This is a genomic window from Blautia sp. NSJ-175, from assembly GCF_022867815.1.
Taxonomy (GTDB): domain Bacteria; phylum Bacillota; class Clostridia; order Lachnospirales; family Lachnospiraceae; genus Blautia; species Blautia celeris.
This window is the reverse complement of the sequence record NZ_JALIFQ010000028.1, coordinates 15,797-42,375: the sequence shown is the minus strand read 5'-3', so window position 1 is coordinate 42,375 and position 26,579 is coordinate 15,797. Positions and strand designations below refer to the sequence as shown.

General features: G+C 48.6%; 18 protein-coding genes. 14 read left to right on the top strand and 4 right to left on the bottom strand.

Features of this window, described 5'->3' with window-relative positions; all coding sequences use genetic code 11:
- Window positions 1-35 precede the first annotated feature (35 nt).
- The 4 genes from MUB35_RS26900 to MUB35_RS26885 all read left to right on the top strand — a co-directional run bounded on the left by MUB35_RS26900 (window position 36) and on the right by MUB35_RS26885 (window position 5,221).
- On the top strand, window positions 36-701 hold the full coding sequence (locus tag MUB35_RS26900) for an ABC transporter ATP-binding protein (RefSeq protein ID WP_244807130.1): 666 nt from the start codon (window positions 36-38) through the stop codon (window positions 699-701).
- Between the two features lie 14 nt (window positions 702-715).
- Complete coding sequence (locus MUB35_RS26895) at window positions 716-3,313, top strand: ABC transporter permease (protein ID WP_244807129.1); 2,598 nt, start codon at window positions 716-718, stop codon at window positions 3,311-3,313.
- Window positions 3,314-3,382: 69 nt separating this feature from the next.
- Window positions 3,383-4,216 carry a tyrosine-type recombinase/integrase gene (locus MUB35_RS26890; RefSeq protein WP_033140365.1) on the top strand — a complete coding sequence of 278 codons (834 nt, stop codon included), beginning with the start codon at window positions 3,383-3,385 and terminating at the stop codon, window positions 4,214-4,216.
- Window positions 4,217-4,555: 339 nt separating this feature from the next.
- Window positions 4,556-5,221, top strand: coding sequence for a helicase associated domain-containing protein (locus MUB35_RS26885; RefSeq protein WP_033140364.1), 666 nt, complete (start codon window positions 4,556-4,558; stop codon window positions 5,219-5,221).
- Between the two features lie 45 nt (window positions 5,222-5,266).
- Here MUB35_RS26885 and MUB35_RS26880 read toward each other — a convergent pair whose 3' ends face one another.
- A complete protein-coding gene (locus MUB35_RS26880; RefSeq protein WP_033140363.1) occupies window positions 5,267-6,481 on the bottom strand; it encodes an FprA family A-type flavoprotein in 1,215 nt (404 codons plus the stop codon).
- A 259-nt stretch (window positions 6,482-6,740) separates the two neighbouring features.
- Here MUB35_RS26880 and MUB35_RS26875 point away from each other — a divergent pair, with 259 nt between their 5' ends.
- From MUB35_RS26875 to MUB35_RS26840, 8 genes are all read left to right on the top strand, one after another.
- Window positions 6,741-6,989 carry a hypothetical protein gene (locus MUB35_RS26875; RefSeq protein WP_148391491.1) on the top strand — a complete coding sequence of 83 codons (249 nt, stop codon included), beginning with the start codon at window positions 6,741-6,743 and terminating at the stop codon, window positions 6,987-6,989.
- 18 nt (window positions 6,990-7,007) lie between these two features.
- Window positions 7,008-7,589 (top strand): hypothetical protein, encoded by a 582-nt coding sequence (locus tag MUB35_RS26870; RefSeq protein WP_227243256.1) that lies wholly within the window; start codon window positions 7,008-7,010, stop codon window positions 7,587-7,589.
- A gap of 192 nt (window positions 7,590-7,781) precedes the next feature.
- Window positions 7,782-8,345, top strand: coding sequence for an alkyl hydroperoxide reductase subunit C (gene ahpC, locus MUB35_RS26865; RefSeq protein ID WP_033140360.1), 564 nt, complete (start codon window positions 7,782-7,784; stop codon window positions 8,343-8,345).
- Window positions 8,345-10,135, top strand: coding sequence for an FAD-dependent oxidoreductase (locus MUB35_RS26860; RefSeq protein WP_244807128.1), 1,791 nt, complete (start codon window positions 8,345-8,347; stop codon window positions 10,133-10,135). The genes ahpC and MUB35_RS26860 overlap by 1 nt, the downstream gene beginning before the upstream one ends.
- Window positions 10,136-10,282: 147 nt before the next feature.
- Window positions 10,283-11,971, top strand: a complete 1,689-nt coding sequence (locus MUB35_RS26855) for a bifunctional diguanylate cyclase/phosphodiesterase (protein ID WP_244807127.1) — start codon at window positions 10,283-10,285, stop codon at window positions 11,969-11,971.
- Window positions 11,968-14,226 carry a diguanylate cyclase domain-containing protein gene (locus tag MUB35_RS26850; RefSeq protein ID WP_244807126.1) on the top strand — a complete coding sequence of 753 codons (2,259 nt, stop codon included), beginning with the start codon at window positions 11,968-11,970 and terminating at the stop codon, window positions 14,224-14,226. Before MUB35_RS26855 ends, MUB35_RS26850 begins: the two co-directional genes overlap by 4 nt.
- An 86-nt stretch (window positions 14,227-14,312) precedes the next feature.
- On the top strand, window positions 14,313-15,590 hold the full coding sequence (locus MUB35_RS26845; protein WP_103731649.1) for an ABC transporter substrate-binding protein: 1,278 nt from the start codon (window positions 14,313-14,315) through the stop codon (window positions 15,588-15,590).
- Window positions 15,587-18,937, top strand: coding sequence for a response regulator (locus MUB35_RS26840; protein WP_148391485.1), 3,351 nt, complete (start codon window positions 15,587-15,589; stop codon window positions 18,935-18,937). Before MUB35_RS26845 ends, MUB35_RS26840 begins: the two co-directional genes overlap by 4 nt.
- Before the next feature lie 117 nt (window positions 18,938-19,054).
- Here the strand turns inward: MUB35_RS26840 and MUB35_RS26835 are convergent, their stop codons facing one another.
- Window positions 19,055-19,741, bottom strand: coding sequence for a DUF2461 domain-containing protein (locus MUB35_RS26835; protein WP_244807125.1), 687 nt, complete (start codon window positions 19,739-19,741; stop codon window positions 19,055-19,057).
- Complete coding sequence (locus MUB35_RS26830; protein WP_244807124.1) at window positions 19,742-20,608, bottom strand: RNA polymerase sigma factor; 867 nt, start codon at window positions 20,606-20,608, stop codon at window positions 19,742-19,744.
- A gap of 243 nt (window positions 20,609-20,851) precedes the next feature.
- On the opposite strand from MUB35_RS26830, the gene MUB35_RS26825 reads away from it, so the two are divergent.
- On the top strand, window positions 20,852-24,022 hold the full coding sequence (locus MUB35_RS26825; RefSeq protein WP_244807123.1) for a response regulator: 3,171 nt from the start codon (window positions 20,852-20,854) through the stop codon (window positions 24,020-24,022).
- 107 nt (window positions 24,023-24,129) lie between these two features.
- Window positions 24,130-25,539: a GntR family transcriptional regulator gene (locus tag MUB35_RS26820; RefSeq protein ID WP_244807122.1), complete on the top strand. Its 1,410-nt coding sequence runs from the start codon at window positions 24,130-24,132 to the stop codon at window positions 25,537-25,539.
- 73 nt (window positions 25,540-25,612) lie between these two features.
- On the opposite strand, the gene MUB35_RS26815 is transcribed toward MUB35_RS26820, so the two are convergent.
- A complete protein-coding gene (locus MUB35_RS26815) occupies window positions 25,613-26,575 on the bottom strand; it encodes an FAD binding domain-containing protein (protein WP_244807121.1) in 963 nt (320 codons plus the stop codon).
- Window positions 26,576-26,579 lie beyond the last annotated feature (4 nt).

The following is a 26,579-nucleotide window of genomic DNA, read 5'->3' as shown; positions in this document are numbered from 1 at the left end:
TCGTTGTACGGGAAAACCATCGGAGGGAGAACAATATGGTGATTTTACAGGCAAAAAATTTAAGAAAAGTATACGGCAGCGGGGAGTCGGAGGTGGCAGCACTGGACGGTGTGAACCTGTCAGTTGAAAAAGGAGAATTTCTGGCTATCGTCGGGACCTCCGGCAGCGGAAAATCCACACTTCTGAATCTGCTGGGCGGTCTGGATGTGCCCACAAGCGGAAGCGTGGTCATGGACGGAAAACAACTGGAGCTGCTCAGTGACGATGAGCTGACCATTTTCCGCAGAAGAAAGATAGGATTTGTCTTCCAGCAGTTTAATCTGATCCCCATGCTGAATGTGTGGGAGAATATCATTCTGCCCCTGAAGCTGGATAACAAGAGAGTGGATAAAAGGTATATCCGGGATATCATTGATATTCTGGGGCTGGAGAAAAAGTGTGACAGCCTGCCGGGACAACTCTCCGGCGGGCAGCAGCAGCGGGTCTCCATTGCAAGAGCCATGGCGATCAAGCCCTCCGTGATCCTGGCAGATGAACCCACCGGAAACCTTGACTCCAGGACCAGCCAGGACGTGCTTGGCATCCTGAAGGTGACAAGCGAACAGTACCGCCAGACCATGGTTATGATCACTCACAATGCAGAGATCGCGCAGATGGCTGACCGTATTGTCCGCATTGAGGACGGAAAAATCGTGATGTGATGGGAGGGATACCAATGGAAATAAGAGAAAAGACGGACAGCAGAATGTGTCTGCGGCACCGGTTTATGAAGAGTTATAAGAAGAACACGCTGGCATTATTCTCCTGTTTTGTACTGAGCATAATACTTATCACATCCCTTTTGATCCTGGTCCATACGAATCATAAGATGGAAAATATACAGGGGAAAATGCTTTTTACAGATGCAGACTGCAGTATATCTGAGATTGACAGCAGTCAGGTGGAAATGCTGGCGTCCGACCCGGAGCTGGAGTGGTATGCGCTGAGACAGCTGCAGTATCAGGAATATCAGAAGGATTCCCCGGATAATCATCTGGACAGAGGGGATGACCGGTACATCACACTGACAGCAGTTGTGGAAAAAGGGCGTCTGCCGGAGGCGGAAAATGAGATTGTAGCAGAGCGGTGGGCGCTGTTAAATATGGGAATCGAGCCTGTATGCGGGGAAAAAATAGAGATATATGATGAGAAGGCCGGCCGCACGGAGGTATGTAACCTGGTGGGGATACTGTCCGATGTGCCGAGTAATAAAAAATACGGGGTCAAAATGCTCTACGCGCCCATAAAGTCTGAAGGGGAAGACAATTATTCCGTATTTGTCCGCTTCAGGGATGGGATAACTTATGAGAAAAAGGTGGACGCTGTCTGCCGGGAACTGGGTATCGAGAAAAAGCAGGTAAAGAAATGTCCGGGGCGGGAAGATCTGCCGGGATTATGGCTTACGGATCTGAAGTTTATCAGTGTTCTGCTGGTGATCACCATGATCATTTTTTACGGTATCTTTCAGATTACCATGATGTCCAGGAGAAATCCCTACGGCATTCTCAGGGCCATAGGGATGCAGTCCGGGCAGCTAAGAAGGCTTATTTTATCAGAATTGTATGAGATATTCCTCTTCAGTATTCCGATGGGGGGAATCCTGGGAACCGCCGCAGCGCTGCTCATTTCCCAATTGTCAGGAGACAGCAGCCAGGAAATTTATCTGAATAATGAAAAGGTATCCTTTGCACCGGTGATTCCTTTCCTGCAGATTGGAATCTGTCTGGCCGCCATAGCGCTGCTCATCGGTATTGTGGGGTATTTTACAGGAAAGAAGATCGTGCGGGAACCGGTGCCGGATTTGATCGCCAATTATGGCAACAAGGAGAAAGACAGTGTCTTTTCCATGAGGCATTTTCATTGGAAAAAGGACGGGGACAGACACGGAAGGACCTATACGCTGTATTCTCTTGGAAATAAATATATATTGAAAGAGAAGAAGACCTCCGTATTTGTAGTGCTGACTATATGTGCCGGTGTGACATTGTTTACGGGCCTGGCCTACCAGAAGAATATAGCACAGCACTACCGGGAAGATACCGCGGAAATGTATTATTTAAACGGGCAGTATGAGATGGGAACACTCAGCATAGGAAGTGCATATGATGGGGTTTCCAGGGAGACTGCCGGGGAAATCGCGTCCCTGGATGGAATACGCAGTGTAAAAACACAGTCAGGGATTCCGGTCCGGGTGGTTGATGATAAAGAGGTGAAACGGAACGACACATATTATGATGAGATGAACGAGGCGGTTCTTGAAAATCGGCATTATCCCCTAGCCGGAAATGACGGTACGGACCAGATCTATAAATCAGTCCTGTATGGGTATAATAAAAACGCGCTGGCAGAGCTTAAGAAGTATGTCATAGACGGAGAATTTGACGAGAACGGGCTGAAAGACAATGAGGTCATCCTTTCCGTTCTGCATATGGATGACACAAAAAAGAAAAATAAGTACCCCGGCAATTATAAGGAGGGGACTCCGCTTATGCAGTACCGGGCAGGGGATGAGATCCGGATAAAATATCGTCAGGATTTTGATACGAATCATATGGCCTATGAACAGCTGACAGATACGGATGGCAGTTATAGCTATAAGACGTATAAGGTGGCAGCAATCGTTTCTTTTGCGTACATGTATGACTGTAATATCACGGTGTATCCGCTTTTGATCACCAGTGATGACCAGGTGGAAAAACTCTGTCCGGACAGTCATATACAGCGCATGTACATGGACGGGGAAGAGAATCTGACAGAGGATGACCGGGAACAACTGGAGAGACGGCTGATCCGGCTTGGCAGCCGGTTTCAGGGAATCTCCACCCGGAGTATGATGTCAGATATCCGTAAAAACGAGATGCTTTTCAGAAAACAGATGGTATATGTGGTGGGCATTGCGGTAATCTCTTTTATCCTGGTACTGATCAATGTGACCAACAACCTAAACTACCGGATGAAAATCAGAACCCAGGAAATCTGTATGCTCCGCGCCATAGGCATGAGTGTGAAAATGATCCGCCGTATGATGATATTCGAAAATATCATGCTTGGGGTTTTCGGTGTGGCTCTGGCGTATCTGGCTTCTGTTCCGGTACTGAGATACCTCTATGGACAGTCGGATATGAGGGCTTTCGGGCACGGGTACCACTTTGATTATACGGCATTCTTTGGTATTTCCTTCATGGCAGTTCTGCTTTGTATTCTGCTGGCCGGCCGTTTATCAAAGGATTGGAAGACGAAAAAAATCATGGAACAGATGAACAAGGTGGAATAGAAGGAGTCAGGAATGGTTATCTGCAGAATGGGAATGATAACATAGAATATTATTCTCTGGAGGTAGATTATGAATAAAATCAGTACAAACAGCCTTATGTCATTTGAACGGTATCTGACAAAAGAAGAAAAAAGCCGGGCCACGGTTGAAAAGTATCTGCGGGATGTCCGTTCCTTTTTCAGATTTTCAAATACAGGCAGCATCAGCAAAGAACAGATGATTGCCTATAAAGAATATCTGACTGACAGGTATGCACCGGCCAGTGTAAATTCCATGCTGATCTCACTTCATAGTTTTCTGCGCTATATTGGACAGCAGGATTGTTGTGTGAAATTATTGAAAATACAGAGACAGATTTTTGCCAAGGAAGAAAAAGAACTGAGCTGTCAGGAATATCAGCGTCTTGTAAAAGCTGCTGGAAATACACGGCTGTCTTTTGTTCTGCGGACCATATGCGGTACCGGAATCCGTGTCAGTGAACTGGAGTATATTACAGTGGAGGCAGTTCGGGAGGGAAAAGCTGTAGTAAGCTGTAAAAATAAAACGCGTGTTATTTTTATCCCTGCCACAGTACAGAAGATACTGTCAAAGTATATTAAAAAATCCTGTCTCAAGACAGGCAGTGTATTTATTGGAAAAAATGGAAAACCTCTAAATCGTAAAAATATCTGGAGAGATATGAAAGGATTGTGTTCAAGGGCAGGTGTAGCCAGATGTAAGGTGTTTCCGCATAATCTCCGCCATCTATTTGCCCGGACTTTTTATCGGGTTGAAAAGGACATCGTGCGGCTGGCTGATCTGCTTGGACACAGCAGTATCAATACCACCCGGATCTACACGATAGAAAACGGCAGGCTCCACAGGGATTGCCTGGAACGCGTACAGATATGTCTCATGACATAATGTCAATTATGTCTCCGATAATAAAACACCTACATAGATTTATACGGTATTTATTATAACACAGGTAAAATAACAGCTCAACAAAATACAACAAAAACCTGAATCATTCGTCTCAAAAATAAAAAAGAGCACAAAAATAAAGCCGCAGGGATCAAAAAAAACACGGCGTTGTTTCTGTGTCCTTTTTTATAAAGTTCGTGGCTGTAGGTTACGAAAAAAGTTTCTGATAGGAACCGCTTGATGACATAATTGACATTATGTATCCAGGTATAAAATGCCATAAATTTTTTGAAAACCGGACTGCAGATTGTGTACAGCCCGGGCAGTCAGGAGAATCATATGGCGTCTGGTAATTATAAGAAACAAACATGGGATGAGTGGTATGGATGCGCAAAGGCTTATTATGAAGAAAAGGGGAATCTGCTTGTGCCTGGCAGATATAAGACAATGGATGGCTACAGTCTGGGACGTTGGATTGAAAGGCAGCGTGCCCGCTATAACGGACTTCATGACAATATGATCCATACCGATGAGGTGATTGCTTTAGAGAAGATTGGCATGGTATGGAAACTGGAGAACAGACTTTCATGGGAGCAATGGATATATATGGCAGAGAATTATTACCTGCAATATGGAAATCTGGAAGTGCATACTGCCTTTACTGTGGATGGGTATAGGCTGGGTTACTGGGTGAGAGAGCAGAGAAAAAAGCGCAAGGCCGGAAAGCTCACAAAAAAACAGGTACAGGACCTGGAACACTGCGGCATGGTCTGGAGCTGTTATAAAAGAAATGACTGGTTTTACTGGTATACACTGGCAGCGGAATATTACCGGGTACATGGCAGTCTATTGGTTCCATTAAAGTATACGACAGAAAACGGGGATAAACTTGGCAAATGGATATCTGTTCAGAGAGAACGGCGAGCCGGTGTGAAGGGAAGGAAATCTTTGGATATAGGACAGATTCAGGCATTAGACAGGATCTCTATGGTTTGGAGACTATAGTTTCCGGGCATCTGCTTTGCGGCAGAATGCCCGGTTGCTTTTTCTTTATTCGGAGACTGACTGCAGAGAGGCAAGAATGCTCTCTTTTAGTTCCTCCAGCTTTTCCATGGAATCCCCCTTAAGAGCGGATTTGATGGTAACTGCAGGTTCCAGCAGCTTCATCTGTTTCATTTCTTCCAGCAGTGCTCTCATTTGTTTGGTGCTGGTCGGTGCCCAGGTACCGTTTTCTATCAGTCCGATGGTGCGGTTCTGCAGATTCAGTGCCTTCATATCATGGAGCAGATTCAGTGCTGCCGGATAGATGCCGCCGTTGTAAGTAGGCGACGCGATCACCAGATGGCTGCAGCGGAAGGCCTCCGCGATCAATGTGGAGACATGGGTGTTGGAGATGTCATAAACGGCTAGATTTCTGACACCTGCCTCCGCCAGTCCGGCGGCCAGGATATCGGCTGCATTTTCCGTATCTCCATACATGGAAGCGTAGAATACGGCAACCGCCTTTTCCTCCGGCTGATAGCTGCTCCAGTGTGCGTATTTATCCAGAAGATATTCCAGGTTTTCTCTCCAAACAGGACCGTGGAGCGGGCAGATCATACGGATATCAAGACCTGACAGCTTCTTCAGCGCGGATGTGACCTGAACCCCGTATTTTCCCACAATATTACTGTAATACCTGCGCGCGTCAGGCAGCCAGTCTTTGTCAAAGTCCACCTCATCGCTGAACAGATGGCCGTTCAGGGCACCGAAGCTTCCGAAAGCGTCTGCGGAGAAAAGAATCTTCTCGCTCTCCTCGTAAGTTACCATGACTTCAGGCCAGTGAACCATGGGTGCAAAATAAAAACGAAGTGTGTGTGCGCCGAGAGAGATGGAATCATTTTCCTTCACCGTTATGGTCTTTCCCTCCATATCCATATCGTAAAACTGCTTTGCAAATGCCAGAGTTTTTGCATTTCCCACAATTTTCAGGTCAGGGAAACGCAGCAGCAGCTCTTCAATGTTGGCGCAGTGGTCCGGCTCCATATGGTTGATCACCAGATAATCCAGAGGACGTCCGTCCAGAACATAATAAATATTTTCCAGGAACTGATGGGAGATGGAGGCATCCACAGTGTCAATCAAAGCTGTCTTTTCATCTGTGATCAGGTAGGAGTTGTAAGAAACACCCCGCGGTATGGGAAACAGATTTTCAAAAAGTGCCAGCCTGCGGTCATTGCCGCCAACCCAGCTTATTGTGTCGTTCAGTTTTCGCGTGCAGTGCATAAGTGATTGCTCCTTTCGTAGAGAAACAGCCCGCCGCCATAGGTGTGACGGCGGCAGATAAAATATGTATTTTTTTATATGTTAGAATTTTCTAACCTATAAAAGGATATAACATTTTTATGTAAAAATCAATAGAATCAGAGATACAACTTTATTTGTACATTCATATCTCAGACAGAAGTAAAATGTGGTATACTGAAAATAGAAAATACAGGTTTTACAGACTGAGAGTATGGGAACAGAAAGGAAGGGCAGCAAAATGGAGATAATACAGAGAAACATCCTGATCATTGCAGTTATCATTTTGATCGCAGCCCTTCTATGGGCAGCTTACCAGTATATTAAATTTTACAGAACAGAACATCTGGTATGCCCAAAGTGCGGGTATTGCTGGAAGCCTCCTGTGCTAAAGATGATTTTATCCGTCAATGCAGTGGAGGGAAAGATCATCCGGTGTCCGAAATGCGGCTCCAAAGAATATATGGAGCCTGAAAAAGACGTGAAGTAAAAAGAAGGGAGATTCTCTATGGGAATGATTAGCTATGATTCGTATCTGAAACAAATATTCCTGGGAAATATACTGCTCATCGTCTGCTGTGCATTTTATCTGGCGTGGTGGATGCTGGCGTTTCGGCCGGAAAATGCCGTTAAGGGGATGAAATCAGGATGGCTGCTGATACCCGCAGCGGTGTCCGGTATCCTCTCTGTTGTCGTGATATTAAGAGGGATGGGGGTTGAAAACCGCAGCAGGGAACTGTTCTCAGACAGTATTGTGCTGTGGGGCGGAATCGCGGTTTATTTCCTGCTGACGGCAGTTACTTTATTTTTCTTTCAAAGACCGGTGACTACAGAACTGATACTGATCGTAGGCTGGGTCATGCTCACGCTGGCTGAGATCAATGCTCTGTACGCTTACCAGAGCTTCACATGGGGAATTGCGGCTGTTTTTATAGCGGTGACCGGTATCGCGGCAGTCATCAGCCTGATTTGTTATGTGCGCTATTATCATCTGGACAGCAGGGCCGGCTTTTATGACGGGATGGTGCCTCTTTTGATGGCAGCACTGGTCATGCTGGGGCTGACAGTTGTCATGGCTGTCCGCAGATAGGAGGATTTCCTGATATATCCATTTGCTTTCTGAAAAGAAGTCTGTTATACTGGTATGTAGTTAGTGACGACTAACTATACGTGGTATTTCCCGCACATATTTTTTACACAAAGAGATAAAAGCAGCGGGAATGATTTGACACCATGCAGACCATAATAAAACCAGAAAACCACAATATAAAGGAGGCAATATATGTCATTGATCAACAAAGAAATCGGAGATTTTACAGTCCAGGCCTATGTGGACGGAGATTTTAAAACAGTATCCAAGGCGGATGTGCTTGGAAAGTGGAGCGTATTTTTCTTCTATCCTGCGGATTTCACTTTTGTGTGCCCCACAGAGCTGGAAGACCTGGCAAATAAATATGAAGAATTTAAAGGGATCGGATGCGAGATCTACAGTGTATCCTGTGATTCGCATTTTGTGCATAAGGCATGGCATGACGCGTCCAAGACCATCAAGAAAATCAAGTATCCCATGCTGGCAGACCCCACAGGCGCTCTGACAAGAGATTTTGAAGTAATGATCGAAGCGGACGGTATGGCGGAGAGAGGAAGCTTCATTGTGAACCCGGAAGGCAGGATCGTGGCATATGAAGTGATTGCCGGAAATGTGGGAAGAAACGCAGATGAACTGTTCCGCCGTGTCCAGGCGTCCCAGTTTGTAGCCGAACACGGCGACCAGGTTTGCCCGGCGAAATGGCAGCCCGGAGCAGAAACCCTGAAACCAAGCCTTGACCTGGTCGGACTGCTCTGATGAATGCTGTAAAAGCAGAGGAGAATCTATATGATCTGGCGGTTGTGGGCGGCGGTCCTGCCGGCCTTACTGCCGCTCTGTATATGGCACGGGCAAAGTACAGGGTTTTAGTTCTGGAAAAAGCGGAGATCGGAGGCCAGATCACCATAACTGCGGAGATTGTAAATTATCCGGGTGTTGTAAAAACAAGCGGAAAAGAGCTGACAGAGAATATGCGCCGCCAGGCTGAGAATTTCGGTGCAGAGTTCGCCGCGGCTGAAGTGCTTGCCATGGAGCTTACGGGTGATATCAAGATTCTCCGCACCACAAAAGGGGAATACAGAGCCCTTGGTGTGATCCTGGCAACCGGCGCGAATCCGCGCAAGCTGGGATTCAAAGGAGAGCGGGAGTTTCAGGGCAGAGGCGTTGCTTACTGCGCTACCTGTGACGGGGAATTTTTCTCCGGCCTTCATGTCTTTGTGATCGGCGGCGGATTTGCCGCTGTGGAGGAAGGGATTTTCCTGACCAAATATGCGAAAAAAGTTACCATAGTTGTGCGGAAAAATGAATTTTCCTGTGCCAAAATGGTTTCTGACCAGTTGGAAAACTATGGGAATATAGAAGTGCTCTTTGAGACAGAGCTTTTGGAGGTGGGCGGCCAAGATATAGTCACCTACGCCAGATTCAGAAATAACCGGACACAAAAAGAGTGGGTCCATGAAGCGGGGGACGACCCGGGCTTCGGTGTCTTTGTATTTGCCGGGTATGTGCCGAATACAGATTGGATCGGACCGGAAGTAAAAAAGGATGCCCATGGGTATCTGCTCACAGATCATGACCAGAAGACAAATCTGGACGGTGTCTACGCAGCGGGAGACGTGTGCGTTAAGAACCTGCGCCAGGTCGTGACCGCTGTGTCCGATGGGGCAGCCGCCGCTGCCTCCCTGGAAAAAGTGGTATCTGAGCTTCATGCAAAGCTGGGCATCCCGGAATTGGTTTCCGAAAGAAAAGTGCAGCAGCCGGAAAAGGCAGAGCTGTCTGGGAAGGCAGAATCATCTGTAAAGGCAGAGCTGTCTGGGAAGGCAGAATCATCTGTAAAGACAGAGCTGCCTGGGAAAGCAGAAACCGCTGCGAAGACAGAGCTGTTCGGAAAGACAGGATCACCTGCAGCGGCAGAGAATAGCGGCGATGGATTTTTAAGCAGCCAGGTCAGAGAGCAGCTGCAGGGTGTCTTTGCAAAGTTCAGTCAGCCTGTACTTCTAAAAGCCTGGCTGAACGAGGAACCTCTGTCAGGAGAGATCACAGGATTTCTCCGGGAGCTGGAAGGAATGAGCGATAAGCTGACCTGGAAAAAGGCGGAAGCCGGGGAATCGGCAGAAGGCCGAATCCTGCCCTCCATAGAGCTGTGTTATCCGGACGGCAGAAGCAGCGGTATCCAGTTTCACGGTGTGCCGGGGGGCCATGAATTTAATTCCTTTGTCATTGCCCTTTACAATGTTGCCGGACCGGGCCAGGAGATTCAGCAGGAGATCAAAGAGCAGATTGAAAAGCTGGACCGCCCGGTCAATCTAAAGGTGCTGGTCTACCTCTCCTGTACCATGTGCCCGGATACAGTCATGGCCGCCCAGAAAGCGGCGGCTGTATCCGAATATGTGGAAGCGGAGATGTTCGACCTGGCCCATTTCCCGAAACTCAAAGAAAAGTATAAGGTGATGAGTGTGCCCTGTATGATCCTCAATGATGAGAAGGTTTTCTTTGGAAAAAAAGGAATCGGAGATCTTGCGGCGATTCTCAGTGAGAATGGGAACTGAACCGTATGACGGAGAGCAGAAAATGCCGAGAGGACGTTTTCTGCTCTTGTTTTGGTGCACAAAAGACCATAATATTACAGAAAACCACCTGGTAATGCCTTTTAAATTAAGTTATAATATATTTATTAAGGTACACAGGAGGTTGGTATGCCTAATTTGATCAAACAAGAAAAATTTTCAGCCGGTGTTTTTCTGGACCTGCTGTCCGAGACAACGGATGACTACCTGTATATGTGGGATATTCAGCACGGGACCTTTTACATATCGGAAAATGCATATGAAGATTTTCAGATTGACCGCAGTATAGAGGAAGATGTGGTCTCTGTATGGGGGAGCGTCATGGTGGCTGAGGATCTGAAGCTCTGGCTTGAGGACCTTAAGCTTATACAGGACGGTGCCAAGGAATATCACGATATGGAGTACAGGGTCTACAAGAAAACAGGACAGATCATATGGGTGTCGTGCAGGGGCAAGGTGAAGACCGATGAACAGAACAGGCCCCTTTTTATGATGGGCAGGATTTCCAATATCGGAAAACAGAACAAATTCGACAATGTGACAGGCCTTATGAACAGAAACCAGTTTGAACATGATATCTGCCAGATCTTAAAGTGCGGAAAGCATATGCAGGGCGTTATTGTGGTGCTGGATATTGATAACTTTAAAAATATCAATGAGAAGTACAGCTATGCTTTTGGTGACAGGGCGCTGAACCTGATCGCCACCCGTATTTCCGAACTTCTGCCTCCGGGCTGTCAGATGTACCGCCTGGACGGGGATGAGTTCGCTTTTCTGATGGAAGGCGGGACGAGGGAGGGCATCCGGGAGATTTACGAGAATATCCAGATGTTTGTGGCAAACCATTTCACGGTGGACGGGCAGACGCTGCTCATATCCATCTCCGCGGGAGCCTGTATGATTCCGGGAGACGGAAGAACCTACCAGAAATTGTTCCGGCACGCGGAAAACGCAGTGGAGATTGCGAAAATGAACGGAAAGAACCAGCTTGTGTTCTTCTCCCGGGAAATGTATGACAGGAAGCGTAAGATCATGGAGCTGCAGGAGAGCCTGCACGCCTGTGTCAATCATGGATGCAATGAATTTGAGCTGTATTACCAGCCTCAGGTTGACACAGAAGACCAGAGGGTTGTGGGGGCGGAAGCCCTGCTGCGCTGGCACTCCCCGAAGCATGGGGAGGTTTCACCTATGGAATTCATCCCTCTTCTGGAGGAGAACCACCTGATCATCCAGGTAGGAAAATGGGTCCTGGAGGAGGGCGCAAAGCAGTGCCGGGAGTGGCAGAAATATGACCCGGATTTCACCATGAGCATCAATGTGTCTTATATCCAGCTCAAAGAAAATGCGCTGCTGGAATATCTGAAAAATGAGCATGTTCCCAAAGTATCCGCAAAGAATCTGATTCTGGAGCTGACAGAGAGCTGCTGGGTGCCCAATCTGCATTTTCTGAATCAGGAGTTTAAGGATATGCATGACATGGGGTACGGAATCGCCATAGATGATTTTGGGACCGGATACTCCTCCCTGAGCCATTTGAAAGAGCTTCCGGCAAATGTTATCAAGATAGACCGCAGCTTTATCAGAGGACTGAATAAGGGCAGCTATGAATACATATTTCTGGAATACATTGTAAAACTGGCACATATCATCCACCTGAAAGTCTGTGTGGAGGGTGTGGAGACGAAGGAAGAATATGATACGGTCATGCAGGCTTCACCTGACTATATACAGGGATATCTGTTCGGAAGGCCTGTATGTGCCCGTGAATTTGAAAGCCTCTATTTTGCCAGGTCTCAGGAGGGGAGGAGGCTTTTGTGAACGAAAGCACACTGCGTTTCAGACAGGCTGCGGAGGATCTGGAAGTTCTCACCAATAACGTGCCGGGAGGTATCTTCCGATGCCTTTATGATGAGAAGCTTACACTTCTGCAGGTAAGTGACGGATTTGTATCCATGTTCGGATATACCAGGGAGGAGATAAAGGAGTGGTTCCATGACCATTTCTGGGAGATGGTTGACGAGAGAGACCGGGTTCCCACTGCCCTTGAGGTAAAGCGCCAGATGGCTCTGGGAAAGACAAAAAATATAGAGTACCGTGTACGGCACAAAAACGGTAATATCATATGGGTACTGGACAAGGGACAGCTCATCGAGGATCCATGCGGCGGATGTCCTTCCTTTTACTGTATCATCATTGATATCACCCAGGAGAGGGAGGCCCAGGAGGAGCTGCGCCTGACTCTGGAGCGCTATGATATTATCATGAACCAGACGAATGACATTATCTTTGAGTGGGATATTGTGAAGGACCAGTTAAAATATTCCAGGGACATGGAAAAGCTTTTTAATTGGAATATTCCCAGGAATGGGGTCATGGCGCTGTTCAGGGAAAAGACACGGAGCATTCTCTGTGAGGAAGATTTTGATAAGCTGAAGAGGATTTATTTAAGTATTCTGAAGGGAGAATCCTATGTGGAGGAGGAACTGCGTATCCTGAACAGGGAACACCGTTACCAATGGTGGAAACTGCGTCTCACGGTGCAGTTTGACCAGAACAGAAGCCCCATCCGCGTAATCGGGATCATCCTGGATATCGACCAGGAGAAACAACAGTCCCAGTCCCTTCTAAACCGGGCGGAGCGGGATGCGCTGACCGGCCTGTATAACAAAATGACGGTCCAGTCCCAGATCAGGAGATATCTGGACACGATGCCTTCGGATGAGCTGTGTGCTGTGATGATTCTGGATATCGACAATTTTAAGGAGATCAATGACGGTATGGGTCATCTGTTCGGGGATGCCATACTCAGCGATGCAGCCAGAAGAATGAAGCATGTATTCCGTCATACGGATATTCTGGGGCGTATCGGCGGGGATGAATTCATTGTATTCCTGAAAGATATGCATGATCTCACCAATGTGGAAAAAGGTGCCTGGAAGATGATCCGGGAGATGTATGAGATTCAGGCCGGTCATGACGGAAAGGCGGCAGTCTCCTGCAGCATCGGTATCTCTCTGGCGCCCCGGGACGGCAGGGATTTCACCACTCTGTTCCAGAAAGCTGACCGGGCATTATATCAGGCGAAAAATGAGGGAAAGAACAGGTACTTCATATATGATGAGAATACAGCAGGAGCGTATCCAAGAAATGCAAGACCGCGCTCCGTCGTCAGCGAAACCATCGATTCCAACACCGGCGGTACCACGCAGAACACTCGTCTGGCTGAATATGTATTCCACATTCTCTACGACTCCGGCGAAATCAAAAATGCCGTGTCCTCCATATTGGAAATTGTGGGACAGCAGTATGATGTGAGCCGTGTCTATATATTTGAAAATACGGAAAATGACAGATGCTGTGCCAACACCTATGAGTGGTGCAATGAGGGAGTCGAACCACAGAAGGATAAACTGAGCTGCGTGTCCTATGAGGATAAACTGAGCGGGAATTATCTGGATAATTTTAATGAGGAGGGGATATTCTATTGTCCTGATATCCGTACACTGCCAAAATACTATTATGATATCCTGGCGTCACAGGGGATAAAATCTCTGCTTCAGTGTGCCATCCGTGACAATGGTGTAATAAAAGGATATGTGGGATTTGACGAATGCCGGCAGAATCGTTACTGGACCAGGGAGCAGATAGACGCCCTAGTGTTCATCTCTGAGATCCTGAGTATTTTTTTGCTGAAGGACCGGGTAAAAGATGCGCTGAAGCAGGAATCGGAGGGACTTTTAAACCTCCTGAACAACCAGAGTGCCTGGATCTATGTCATAGACCCGGGGACACACAGACTGCTGTTCATCAACAAAAGGACAAAGGAATTTTGTGAGAATGCAGATATCGGCCTGCCGTGCTATGAGGTTTTCATGCGCCGGGACAGACCCTGTCCATCCTGTCCCATGCGGGAACTCAGTAAAACCTGTGTCAATAAGAAGCTGGAGATTTACAACCCCCGGTTTCAGATCTGGACTGCTGCGGAGGCCTGCCTGGTTGCCTGGAAGGGGGAGGAGGCCGTAATGGTGAGCTGCCATGACATCACTGCTTACAAAAATGCGGAACAGGATTAAGATTGCACAATACGCACTCTTGTGCTAAAATGAAATACATGTGAACAGAGTTACACCGTATAGGAAGCAAAGGAGTGCAGAATAAAATGAAGAGAAGAATGCAGGCACGGTTCCCGGCAGCAGCTTTGGCCGGAGTTTTTCTGCTTGGCGGATGCGGCGAAAAGAACATGCTTACAAATTATGAGGATCTGCCCGAAAATATGACGTCCATAACCTTTTTCGGGAACAAATATGAGCCTGAAAACGTTACGGTGATTGAAGAGATCATATCCGGGTTCATGGATGAGAATCCGGATATCCGTGTGTCATATGAGAGTCTGAAGGGAAGTGAATATTTTGAGGCTCTGAAAAAGAGAATGGATGCCGGCAAAGGGGATGATGTGTTTATGGTGAACCATGATGCCGTGCTGGAGCTGAAGAAGGAAGGGAAACTGGCGGATCTGTCCGCTCTGGATGCTGTGTCCGGCTATACGGATATCATGCGGAGCCAGATGGAAGATGAAGAGGGTATTTTCTGGCTGCCCACCACGGTTTCTGCCTTTGGGCTGTACTGTAATCTGACTCTTTTAAAGGACCATGAGCAGGAAGTCCCTGAAAATCTTGAGGAGTGGGAACAGGTCTGTGATGCATTTGTCAAAGAGGGTATCACACCTGTGATCGCCAACAATGACATCTCTTTAAAGACACTGGCCATCGGAGAAGTATTTTATTCTGCATACCGGGACGGCAGCCAGGCGGAGGTGTTTGGTGAACTCAATCAGGGAAAGGCAATGCTCAGCGAATATCTTTCATCCGGTTTTTCCCTGGCAGAGACGTTTCTCAAAAAAGGGTATATTGACGGGGCAAGTGCTCTGGAGACAAACAAGACCTCAGACGATCTGACGGAGTTTGTCAGAGGAGAAGCCCCGTTTATGCTGACCGGAGCCTGGGCTGCCACAAGGGTGAAGAACAGAAAGCCGGAATTTGACTTTGAAGTGCATCCCTATCCGGTGCTTGAGGATGGTTCCCTTCTGGTCATCAATGCGGATACCAGGCTGAGTGTGAACGCGGACAGTGAGCATATGGAGGCCGCATTAAAATTCGTGGATTATTTTACAAGGCCGGACAATATCCAGAAATTCGCGGACCAGCAATCCTCCTTCAGTCCTCTGAAAGAGGGAAGCCCCTCATCTGTCCAGGAAATCCAGCCCCTGATCCCCTGTTACCAGTCAGGAAGGACGGTATTGGGAACAGACGGTATGCTGGAACTTCCCATATGGGAGTGGACGAAAGAGGTTTCAGTCAAACTGCTTTCAGGGGAGACGCTTTCTGAGACCATGGAGTGGCTGGATGAACAGAACAGAGAGGAAAGGGGATTGCAGTGAAGCAGAAGAATGAAACTTCCGGCATCAGAAAAAAGACAGCACTGGCTGCATTCGTTGTGGGCGCGGCCCTTTTGCTCCTTACCTTTCTCTTTGTGCAGGGGGTCAAAAAGCAGCTCTGGGAACAGTCCATCAACACGATCATGGAGAGTACACAGCAGGGATGCGGCACACTGAAAGTTCAGCTGGAGAAAAATTATGAGTCCATGGACACCATAGCCGGTTACCTGAAAGAATACAAAAGGGAGCAGACAAAAGAACTGGCTGAAGTTATAGGGAATTACAGTGAGATAGAAGACGGGGTACAACTGTATCTGTCTGACGGCACCTGCCTCCCTGAAGGGTCGGGGAAGGATGAGAGCGTGGAGACAGAGCTTAAGGACACGGATATGGCTTCCGGAATTCTGGACCCTCATATCAGCAGTGTTACCGGTGTCAATGTCTTTGAACTGTTTGTCCGGGTAAGCCTTCAGGATGGCACCACGGGATATCTTGTAAAGCAGTATGAGGTGGAGAGTATCATAGACAGCTTCAGTCTGTCCTTCTACAACAACGCCGGTTTTTCTTATATTGTCAATACACAGGGGGATGTGCTCATACGATCTCCTCACCCGAACAGCAACAAGACCGTGCAGAATCTGTTTGACATGCTCCCTGTGTCCAAAAATGAGGAGGACAGTATTGCCAAGTTCAGGCAGTCTCTGGGGGAACGCCGCACCGGATGGGCGGTATTTTACTATCAGGGGGAGGACACGGTTTTCAGCTATACACCTCTGAAACTGAATACAGACTGGTATCTGATCTCCATTATACCAAAGCATGTGGTGGACGCCCAGACCAATGTTATCCTGATGCGCTCCATGGTGCTGATCATAAGCATACTGGCCGGGATTTTCCTTTTGGTGGCATTTTATCTGCGGCATCTGAACAAGGCAAACAAAAGGCTGAGAAGCCAGGCCAATTACATCGGACATCTGTACAATGCCATTCCCGAGGGTGTTGCGCTTATGACCGTGGAGAAGCCCTATCACCTGATGTCCCTTAACCGGGAAGGGCTGCGGCTTTTGGCTTACCCTGACAATGCGCCCAATAATGCACCGAAAGGTATCAGCCTTCGGGAGATCATCCATCCGGATGAGTATGAGCAGGTCATCATGCCCGCAGAAGAATCTGAGGGCAGAGACAACAAGCATATCTTTGAAAACAGAGTGCTGAAAAAGGACGGCAGCTACTTCTGGGCCGGTGGAATCGTGGAGAGAACCCTGGATGAAAATGAAAATCCCATTCTGATCGCAACGTTTCACGATGTAACGGATGAAAAGCTGAGGGCAGAGGCGGAGGAGAGGGAAAAACTTCAGGAACGCCTGACTCTTGTGGGTGCAATCTCCAATGCCTATCCTGTGATCATCCGGATCAATCTTACCCGGGACACGCTTGGTTTTGTGTATATAGACCCGGCGCTGAAGCTAAATATCGGAAAACAGAAAACATACAGTGAGCTTTTTGAAGATATGCTGCCCACCATACATGAGGAGAGTCTGAACGATTATATCAAGCGGTTTGCCCTTAAGAACTTAAGAGGGATACTGGAGGAGAAAAAGGAGATATTCTTAGAAGCCAGGCAGAGGCTTACGGATGAGGTCTACCACTGGACATCCACACAGATCATCCATGTGGATAATCCCTATTCGGAGGATAAGCTGGCAATCCTCATCTCCCGCCGGATCGACGAGCAGCGTCATGAGGAGGAACAGCAGCGCCAGGCACTGCAGAGCGCCCTTGACAATGCCATGGCTGCCAGCAGGGCAAAAAGTCAGTTTCTGTCCAATATGAGCCATGATATCCGGACGCCTATGAACGCCATTGTAGGTATGGCCGCCATCGCTGCAGCCCATCTAAATGACAGGGACCGGGTTGCGGAGTGTCTGAAAAAAATAGGATTGTCCAGCAAGCATCTGCTCAGTCTGATCAATGACGTGCTGGATATGTCAAAGATAGAGAGCGGAAAGCTTTCTCTGAGATATGAGCCTTTTGACTTTGCTGAGCTTTTATCAGAACTGACAGAGCTTTTAAAACCCCAGGCGGATGCCGGCCGGCTGACCATGGAAGTAAGCCTTACGAAGCTGAAAAATGAGAAGGTCATCGGGGATCCCCTGCGGGTCCAGCAGGTATGTATCAATATTCTCTCCAATGCCATAAAATATACGCCTGCAGGAGGAAGTATCCATGTAACCGTGACACAGAAGGCCGGGGCCCGCAAGGGGTATCTGAATTATGTGTTCTGCTGTTCCGATACAGGAATCGGCATGAAGGAGGAGTTCATAGAACGACTTTTCCAGCCTTTTGAGCGTGCCCAGGATTCCACAAGCAGCAAGGTTACGGGAACCGGGCTTGGAATGGCGATTACAAAGAACGTGGTGGATCTCATGAACGGCAGCATCCGGGTTGAGAGTACACCGGGGAAAGGCTCCGTATTTACGGTGACACTTCCCTTAAAACTCCAGGAGGACGGGGAGGAGGAAGTACCCCGGGAATGGATCGGCGTGCGCTGCCTTATGGTGGATGACGACAGGATGATCTGTGAAAACGCGGCGGAACTTCTGGATGACATGGGACTTCGTGCTGAATTTGTCACGGACGGGCACACTGCGGTGCACTATGTGCTGCAGGCGGAGAAGTCGGCAGATCCCTATGGCCTGGTGATCGTGGACTGGAAGATGCCGGATATGGACGGCGTTGAGGTTACCCGTCGTATCCGGAAAGTCATAGGGGCAGACACACCGGTGATCGTGCTCACCGCCTATGACTGGTCTGAGATAGAGCGCGAGGCCAGAGAGGCCGGTGTCACGGCATTCCTGGCAAAACCCTTTTACCATGCAAAGCTGTGCGGCCTTCTCGGAGAACTGAGCGGGGAAAAACCGCAGCAGGAGATCAGGCGTCCCGCGCTTTCCGTGGATTACGCAGATAAGAGGATTCTGCTTGTGGAGGACAATGAGATCAACAGGGAGATTGCCCGCGAACTGATCGGGGAATCAGGAGCTGTCATAGAGGAGGCGTGTGACGGTGAGGAAGCGGTGCAGATGGTGGCCGATTCCAAGGAAGGGTATTATGACATGATACTGATGGATATCCAGATGCCGCGGATGGACGGCTATGAGGCCACAAAGGCCATACGCAGGATGAACCGTGCGGATGCCATAAAGATACCCATCATAGCCATGACAGCCAATGCCTTTGCCGAAGACGCACAGGCTGCTGCCCAGGCAGGTATGAATGCCCATTTTGCAAAGCCCATAGATATTGAGGCACTGGATAAGCTGCTGTATCAGTATCTGGGGGAGGAAGACTGAAAACCGGATGTACAGTCTGCAGGGGTGCATGCCTGTTTACGCACTGTATGAAAAAAGGAGAGCCTGCTGTCCGTGGTACGGAAGAAGGGATTCTCCTTTTTTCATTGCAGCTCAAAGTTACGGTCTTTCCGGCATTTTAAAATCCGCAAGGGCGGTGTTCAGAAAACGATTGAAGGGCTGCATCTGTGTAAACACCCGGGCTGCCAGTTCTGTAAACTTCTCTCCGGAGCACAGAAGCGCGTCGCTGATTGGATATTCCAGATACCAGCTTTTGTATTTCAGGTATTGGGCCTGGGGATGTGTCTTGTCGTAACCGGCCGGTACATTTTTCAGTGAAGTGCCGAGGACGGTGAAGGATTCTGCAAAGGCGGGAGCCGTGATCACAGCCTCCCACTGGTCAGGGTGTTCTGCTATGTAATCTCTTACCAAGGCAGTGGCGTCCTTGAACATGTCAGCGAACAGTCCGCCGCCTAAAAAAGACCTTCCGCCGGGTTTTATCATAAGGTAATATCCCACCGGAACCGGCAGTTTGCCCATAGGGCCTATATGGGCCCGGAAGGCAGTATTATAAGGGGATTTGTCATGGCTGAAGCGGGTATCCCTGGTAAGCCTGAACGTCAGGTCCTTCGGTTCAAGGTGCAGAATGCTGCTGTCAGTCTCGCCAAGCCGGAAAATGAGTTCCCGGATCAGTGCCTCGAACCCGGCACTTGCGGTTTTGTATTCCTCCTTGTGGGCGTGGTACCATTCACGGCTGTTATTTTGTTCCAGATGTGTGAGATAATCAAGAATACAGGTGATGTCCATCTATGCTTCCTCCCTTTCACTGTTATTGACTATGGATATCTGTGTGGATCTGAGAAAATCCCGGATGAAGCGCTTTGCATGGTCCGGCGATCTGTAAGCCTTGCAGAAGCGGAACCTGTCCGCCAGGCCGTCGATGTCCTCCATGGCATTTTTTACATCCACAAGTGTCTCCTGCGGGATTTCCTCGGAGGAGGTATATTCGGTCCTGGAGGGATTGAGGCGGTGGTTTTGAATGGCATAGCTGACCCTGTCTTTGCAGCGGCATGTTCCATGTCCGTATTCTCCGCAGTATTCTTCCAGAAAATCAGCCATTTTCCGGCGTACCCGTCTGAGCCTCTGCCGGTAAGCCTCAGGGGTGATGCCCAGAATCTCCCCCGCAATACGGCTGTCCGCTTTGAACATGGTGCCCAGGATAAAGATACAGCGGCTTTCCGTGTCAAGGCACTGCAGCATGACATTGGTACAGGACATTTTCAGTTCCTCAGCCAGCACGGCTTTTTCCATGTCCTGGGTCAGGTCGGGGATATCCCGGGCGCTGCCGTTTTCAATATCATAGCCGTAGAACTCAAAGCTTAAAGGGTGGCGGGCAAATATGCTATTTTTATAGTTTTTCAAATGATTGGACGCAATAGAAAAGACCCATGTGGTGAAGGAACTCTCTTTCCGGAAGGAGGAGAGATGGGTGATGACCTTCAGCAGTATTTCCTGGGCGGCATCCTCGGCGTCGGGAAAGCTTCCCAGCATCCTGAGGGAAAGGTTGAATACCAGGTCCTGTACGCTTAACAGAATGGTTTCCAGGGATTTCTCATCACCGGCGGTTGCTTTCTCGATCAGCAGTGGCAGTTCTTCGTTATTTTTTATGTTCATATTTTTTACCTCCTATATAGTTAGACAGGGGACGGAAGGTTTTGTGACAGGGAAAGTGAAAAAAATTATACTTCATGATCATTTACCATGATAGGGGATGCCATGAAAAAAAGCAATAAGAGACTGTGCGTGCGCAGCGCTTGAAATGCAGAGTTTACAATGATTTGGATAAGTGTTAAGATAAAGCCAACAGGCAAAAGAGACAAACAGCAGGAGGACTGCTGTAATGAGAGGATTGGATAAATGGGAAAGAAAATAGATGCAGCTCAGACAGTAAAAGAATTCTGTAATGCCTGGTTTGCGCTGGGGGAGCCTTTAAGGGCGGCGGAATTTTTGGACAGTGACGTGCGCTTTGTGGGAGCCGGTGACAGAGAATATGCTCACGGAAAACAGGAAATGCTGGATTATATCCGCAGAGATACCGGGAAAGCAGAGCATGCTTTTTATCCGGCAGTTACTGTCATATATGAGCAGCCCTTGAGTGATGTGCTCTTAAGCCTTTTCTGCAGGCTGGAGCTGAAAAGTGAAGTATATGCCTGGCAGATGGGAGGATATTTTACACTGGAACGTAAGGAGGAACAGTGGAAGATTCGGAATATCTGCCTCTCAGATACAGGAGGAAGCCATGAGGAACTTCTGCACATCTATAATAATATTCCGGGTGCGGTGTTCCGCTGCAGGTTTGACGAATTCTTTTCCGTCATTGAAGCGAATGACGGTCTTTTTGAGTTCCTGGGCTATACCAGGCAGGAATTTGCCGCTATGGGCAACAGGATGTCTTCTGTTATTTATCCCGATGATCTGGAAATTATGGCCGGAAAGCTGAGAGAACAGTTGAAGTACGGCAGTACCATACATAATGAAAACCGTCTGATCTGTAAGGACGGTTCTGTCAAATGGATTTCCATTAAGGCCCAGCTCATCACTGAAAAGTCAGGGGAGCAGTATTTTTACTGTGTATTTGTGGACATCACAGAGGAAAAGCAGAACCAGGAAAGGTCCAGGGAATTGTTTGAAAAGGAGATGGCTTATTTTGCAGAGTTGTCATCCTCCGAGAAGAATTTCCGCGGCCGGATGAATGTGACAAAAAACTGTGTGGAGAGTTATGTGTCGGCCCTGGATGATGCCATCACCCATGTGGGAGCCACCTTTGAGGAGACCGTGCAGAATATGGCCCAGTCTGCCGTGGACTGGCAGTACGGCGAAAAGATCAGCAGTGCCCTTGACAGAGAGAAAGTGCTGGCTGACTACAGTGCGGGAAAGGTGGATTACAAATTTGAATTTCTGAGGAGAAGAAAAGACGGAAGCGTGTTCTGGAGCAATACCAGCTTCCGCTCCTACCTGAATCCCCAGTCCGGTGATATCATTGTCTTTTTTTATACGTTTGACGTGACAGAGCAGAAGATGCAGGAACAGCTTCTGAAAAAGATAACAGATCTCGGCTTTGAACTCATCGCGGACATTGATCTGCGCCGTGACCGGTATCATCTGATCTCCTTTGATGAACGGGCATACGGAATACTTCCCAGGAGCGGGCATTTTCAGGCGGAAGTAAAGGAAATGGCAGAGCAGGTGATGGAGGAGGAAGTCAGCAGATATTATCTGGAGCATTTGGAATACAGCTATATGGAGGAGCAGCTTGAGGAGAACGAATCCTACTCCTTTATTGTGGAGATGAAAAATGAAGCCGGGGAACAGCGGGTCAAGCGCTGTGAGGTCTTCTATATAGACAGGGAACTGGGGCGGGCGTGTCTGGCCAGAACAGATGTGACAGACGTGGTGCGCCAGGAGCAGCGGCAGAAGGAGGAGATGGCGGCAGCCCTGGTTGCCGCGGAGCAGGCAAATGCGGCCAAGTCGGATTTCCTCTCCCGTATGAGCCACGAGATCCGCACACCCATGAATGCCATCATCGGCATGAGCACCATTGCGGCCCAGTCCATAGGGGATGATGAGCAGGTGGCAGACTGCATTGCCAAGATCGGCATATCGTCCCGGTTCCTTCTGTCCCTGATCAATGATATTCTGGATATGAGCCGGATCGAGAGCGGCAAGATGCTGCTGAAAAATGAGAAGATACCCACAGAGGAATTTCTAAACGGGATCAACTCCATCTGCCATGCCCAGGCAGCCGCCAAGGGCGTGGATTACGAGTGTATTGTGGACCCGGTGCTGGACGACTATTACATGGGAGATGCCATGAAGCTGCAGCAGGTGCTCATCAATATCCTTTCCAATGCCATTAAATTTACCGGAGAGGGCGGAAAAGTGACCTTTTCGGCGGCCCAGATGCGCAGGACGAAAAACGATGCGGTCCTCCGCTTTGTCATCAATGACACCGGAGTGGGGATGAATGAGGAATTTATTCCCCATATATTTGAACCATTTTCCCAGGAGAGTACAGGCACGACTGCCCTTTACGGAGGGACAGGGCTTGGGCTTGCCATATCCAAAAACATTGTGGATATGATGGACGGGCGTATCATAATCCGTTCCATCAAAGGAATCGGCTCTGAATTTACAGTGGATGTGAAACTCGGAATCACAGAGGAGGAGAAACTGCATCACAACCAGAGGAAGCAGAACTACAATTTCTCCCACCTCAAAACTCTGGTTGTGGATGACGACGTGGCAGTCTGTGAGAGCGCCATGGTCACCCTGAAGGAAATGGGAATATCTGCGGAGTGGGCGGACAGCGGCTTAAAGGCAGTGAACCGGGTAAAGAACCTGTGGAATGACGGAAAATATTTTGACATGATACTCATAGACTGGAAAATGCCGGAGATGGACGGGATTGAGACAGCCCGGCGTATCCGCAGCATTGTAGGGCCTGAGGTGACAATCATCATTATGACGGCATATGACTGGAGTTCCATTGAACATGAGGCAAAGATGGCCGGTGTGAATCTGCTCATCAGCAAGCCCATGTTCAAATCCTCCCTGATCTCTGCGTTCTCCAGGGCACTGGGGAAAAAGGATGAGGAGAAGGAAGAGAAAAAAGAAGCGGACATGGACTATGATTTCACAGGGAAGCGTGTACTTCTGGCAGAGGACCATCCTCTGAACACAGAGATTGCGGTTATGCTGCTGGAGGGGAAGGGCTTTACTGTGGACACTGCGGAGAATGGGCTGCGTGCTCTGGAGTTGTTCAGCAAATCCGAAAAAGGGTATTATGATGCCATTTTGATGGATATCCGGATGCCCCTCATGGACGGCCTGACGACAGCTACCAATATCCGCCATCTCAGCAATACGGATGCCAGGACCATTCCGATCATTGCCATGACAGCCAATGCCTTTGACGATGATATTGAGAAGAGCAAGGCTGCCGGCATGAATGCCCATCTGGCAAAACCCATAGACCCGGCAAGGCTTTTTCAGACCTTGTATGACTTTATCTTCAGAAAGGAAGAATAGGGGGCACATGTTCACACACCACTGTCCCGGAGGTGTTTTTAAGTCTGTCCCGCCTGTTTGCAGACGGCAGGGATTTATGGTAGAATAGTCCATTGAGGTGAAGAATTATGTTGCTTGAAAGTGGAATTTACAGACTGGTTTATGAATATTATGAAGCCAGGATCCTTTTTGGATATTATAGATACGGGGAGAGCCTGCCGTCCATCAACAGAATCTGTGATGTTTTCCAGATGGCTCCCGCGACGGTGAGAAACGCGCTCACTTTGCTTGAGAAGAAGGGATTGATCCGGGTAGATGCCAGAAGAACGGCGAAAGTCATTTACAGGACCACCCCGGAGGAGCTTAGGAAAAATGCGGTGAAGTATTTCGCTCCAAGGGAGGCAGGTATCCAGGAGCTGTGTGAATCAGGGAAACTCCTGTTAGAGCCTCTCTGGCAGGAGGGTGTCCGCAAATGCGGCGAAAAGGAGTGGCAGTGGTTTATGGATGCGCTTTCATCCCCCTTAAGCGGCGCGGTGTCCATGCCGGTGAAATTTTATTATCTGGTGCTTCACGGCATGGGCAATGGGATGGCCCTGAATTTCTACTGGGAGATCATTGGCTATGTACGATTCCCCTATCTGGTGAACCGGGAAGAAAAAGAAGCGGTGCGCTATACCGGTACGGAGAATAACAGGGAACAGGTGGTGACCTGGCTGCATGAACAGTACGCTGCGTTTTATTTTGACGCGGTGAAGGATATCAAGGCGTTTCTGCGGCAGCATGAAAAGGCGGTATTTCCGGAAGGGGCAGAGCAGGTCCCTTTTTATTGCAGTATCTACAGACAGCGGCCGCAGCTCTGCTATACCATGGTGTCTCTGGTGATCAGGGATATCAACCGGGGTGTGTATACTGCGGGGGATTATCTGCCGTCTCTGCCTAAGATGGCGGAGATATACGACGTATCTGTCAGCACGGTGCGCCGTACTTTAAGCCTTCTGAACAGTCTGGGACTGACAAAATCCTATCAGGGAAAAGGAACACAGATCTGCAAAATCGTGCGGTCCATGGACTTTTCCAGACCGGAGATCAGGGAAAGTATGCGTCTGTATCTGGAAAGCCTGCAGATACTGGCTCTCACCATACGCCGAATCTCTTATTATACGCTGCAGCATACCAGCGAGAAGGACAGACGCTGGCTGGAGGAGGCGTTTGTCAAGATGCAGAGGAAGGGAAAGAGCTTTTATTCCTTTGAAACATGCCTGTTTTTCATTGAGGAAAAGTGTCCTCTCTCCATTGTGCGGGAGTGTTACGGGAAAATGAGAGAGATGCTTGCCTGGGGATATCCCTTCACCATGCTGAGGCTGCAGGAGCGTTCCCTGCATGAGGAATATGAAGAACGGATCCAGAGGGCTGCCGAAGAACTGGTCAGAAAGGATTATGAAGCGTTTTCCCTGGAATGGGAATCCCTTTTAAAGCATGAGGAGGAAATTATGCGTTCCAGGCTGGAAAGACACCTGACGGCAGAAAAAGAGGAATGATCCGGAATGGAAAGCAGAGGGCAGATGAAAGTTTTCATCAGCCCTCTGCTTTTGTATACAAAGATTCGGGAGCTTATGGTTCCGGCTGACAGATCAAAGTCTTAAGCAAAGTGCGGATATTCTGAAAGGAATCTTTTTTTACTTTTACGGAGATGGTGGCTTCTTTGATCAGTCTTGCCCTGGCAAGCAGTTCTTTTACTGCCGTATCCGTTGTCTGGTCAAGGCCGGCATTTTGATTGGCTTTGATAAAAGCCTCCGTATCACTGAGTTCTACGGGAGATTCAGCCACGGCGCCTGCAAACAGCCGTGTATCCCTTGTCTCCGGATGAAAGGCGCCCGCAAAATGGACAGTAGGAAAATCAACAGAGCCTCTTATGCTTATCTTTTCAAAGCTGCTTCGGTATCCCTTCCGGGGGAAGGGGAGAAAGAAACCTTCAAGAAGAAAATCCGGCCTTTCCGTGGTTCCGTTTCTGACGATATGGTCGTGAAGGAAAGTCTCTATGGGAACCTGCTGTTTTTCCCCATTTTTAATCATCCGGGCCTGAGCCTCATAGAGGAGCAGAACAGGAGCCAGGTCCGAGTAATAAAGGGCGCGGCACACAGGCGAGTTGGGAATCTGGTGGCACAGGGTTCCCCCTGTCTTAAAGCATTTTTCTATGCTGCTTCTCCAGCAGGCAGACTGGTTAAAATAAAGACAGCGCCTGTCCTGAAGGATATTTCCCCCTATGGTTCCCATATTTCTTATCTGCGGGGATGCCGTGACGCTGAGAGCCCGGGCAAGAGCGGGATAGGTACCGCAGAGGGCAGCGTTTTCCAAAAGCCCGCTTATGGTGACGGCAGCACCCAGAAACCAGCCCTCGGATGTCTTCTGCACGGCACAGAGGTCCGGAATGTGGGTGATATCCATATAGCTTCCGGAGGGCTTTAAGTCATTTTTTACAAGCGGCATAAGATCGGTTCCGCCGGCAAGGATGACAGGGGATTCTGAAGAGAGGCAGGACAGCGCATCTTTCAATGTCTTCGGTTTATAATACATGGTC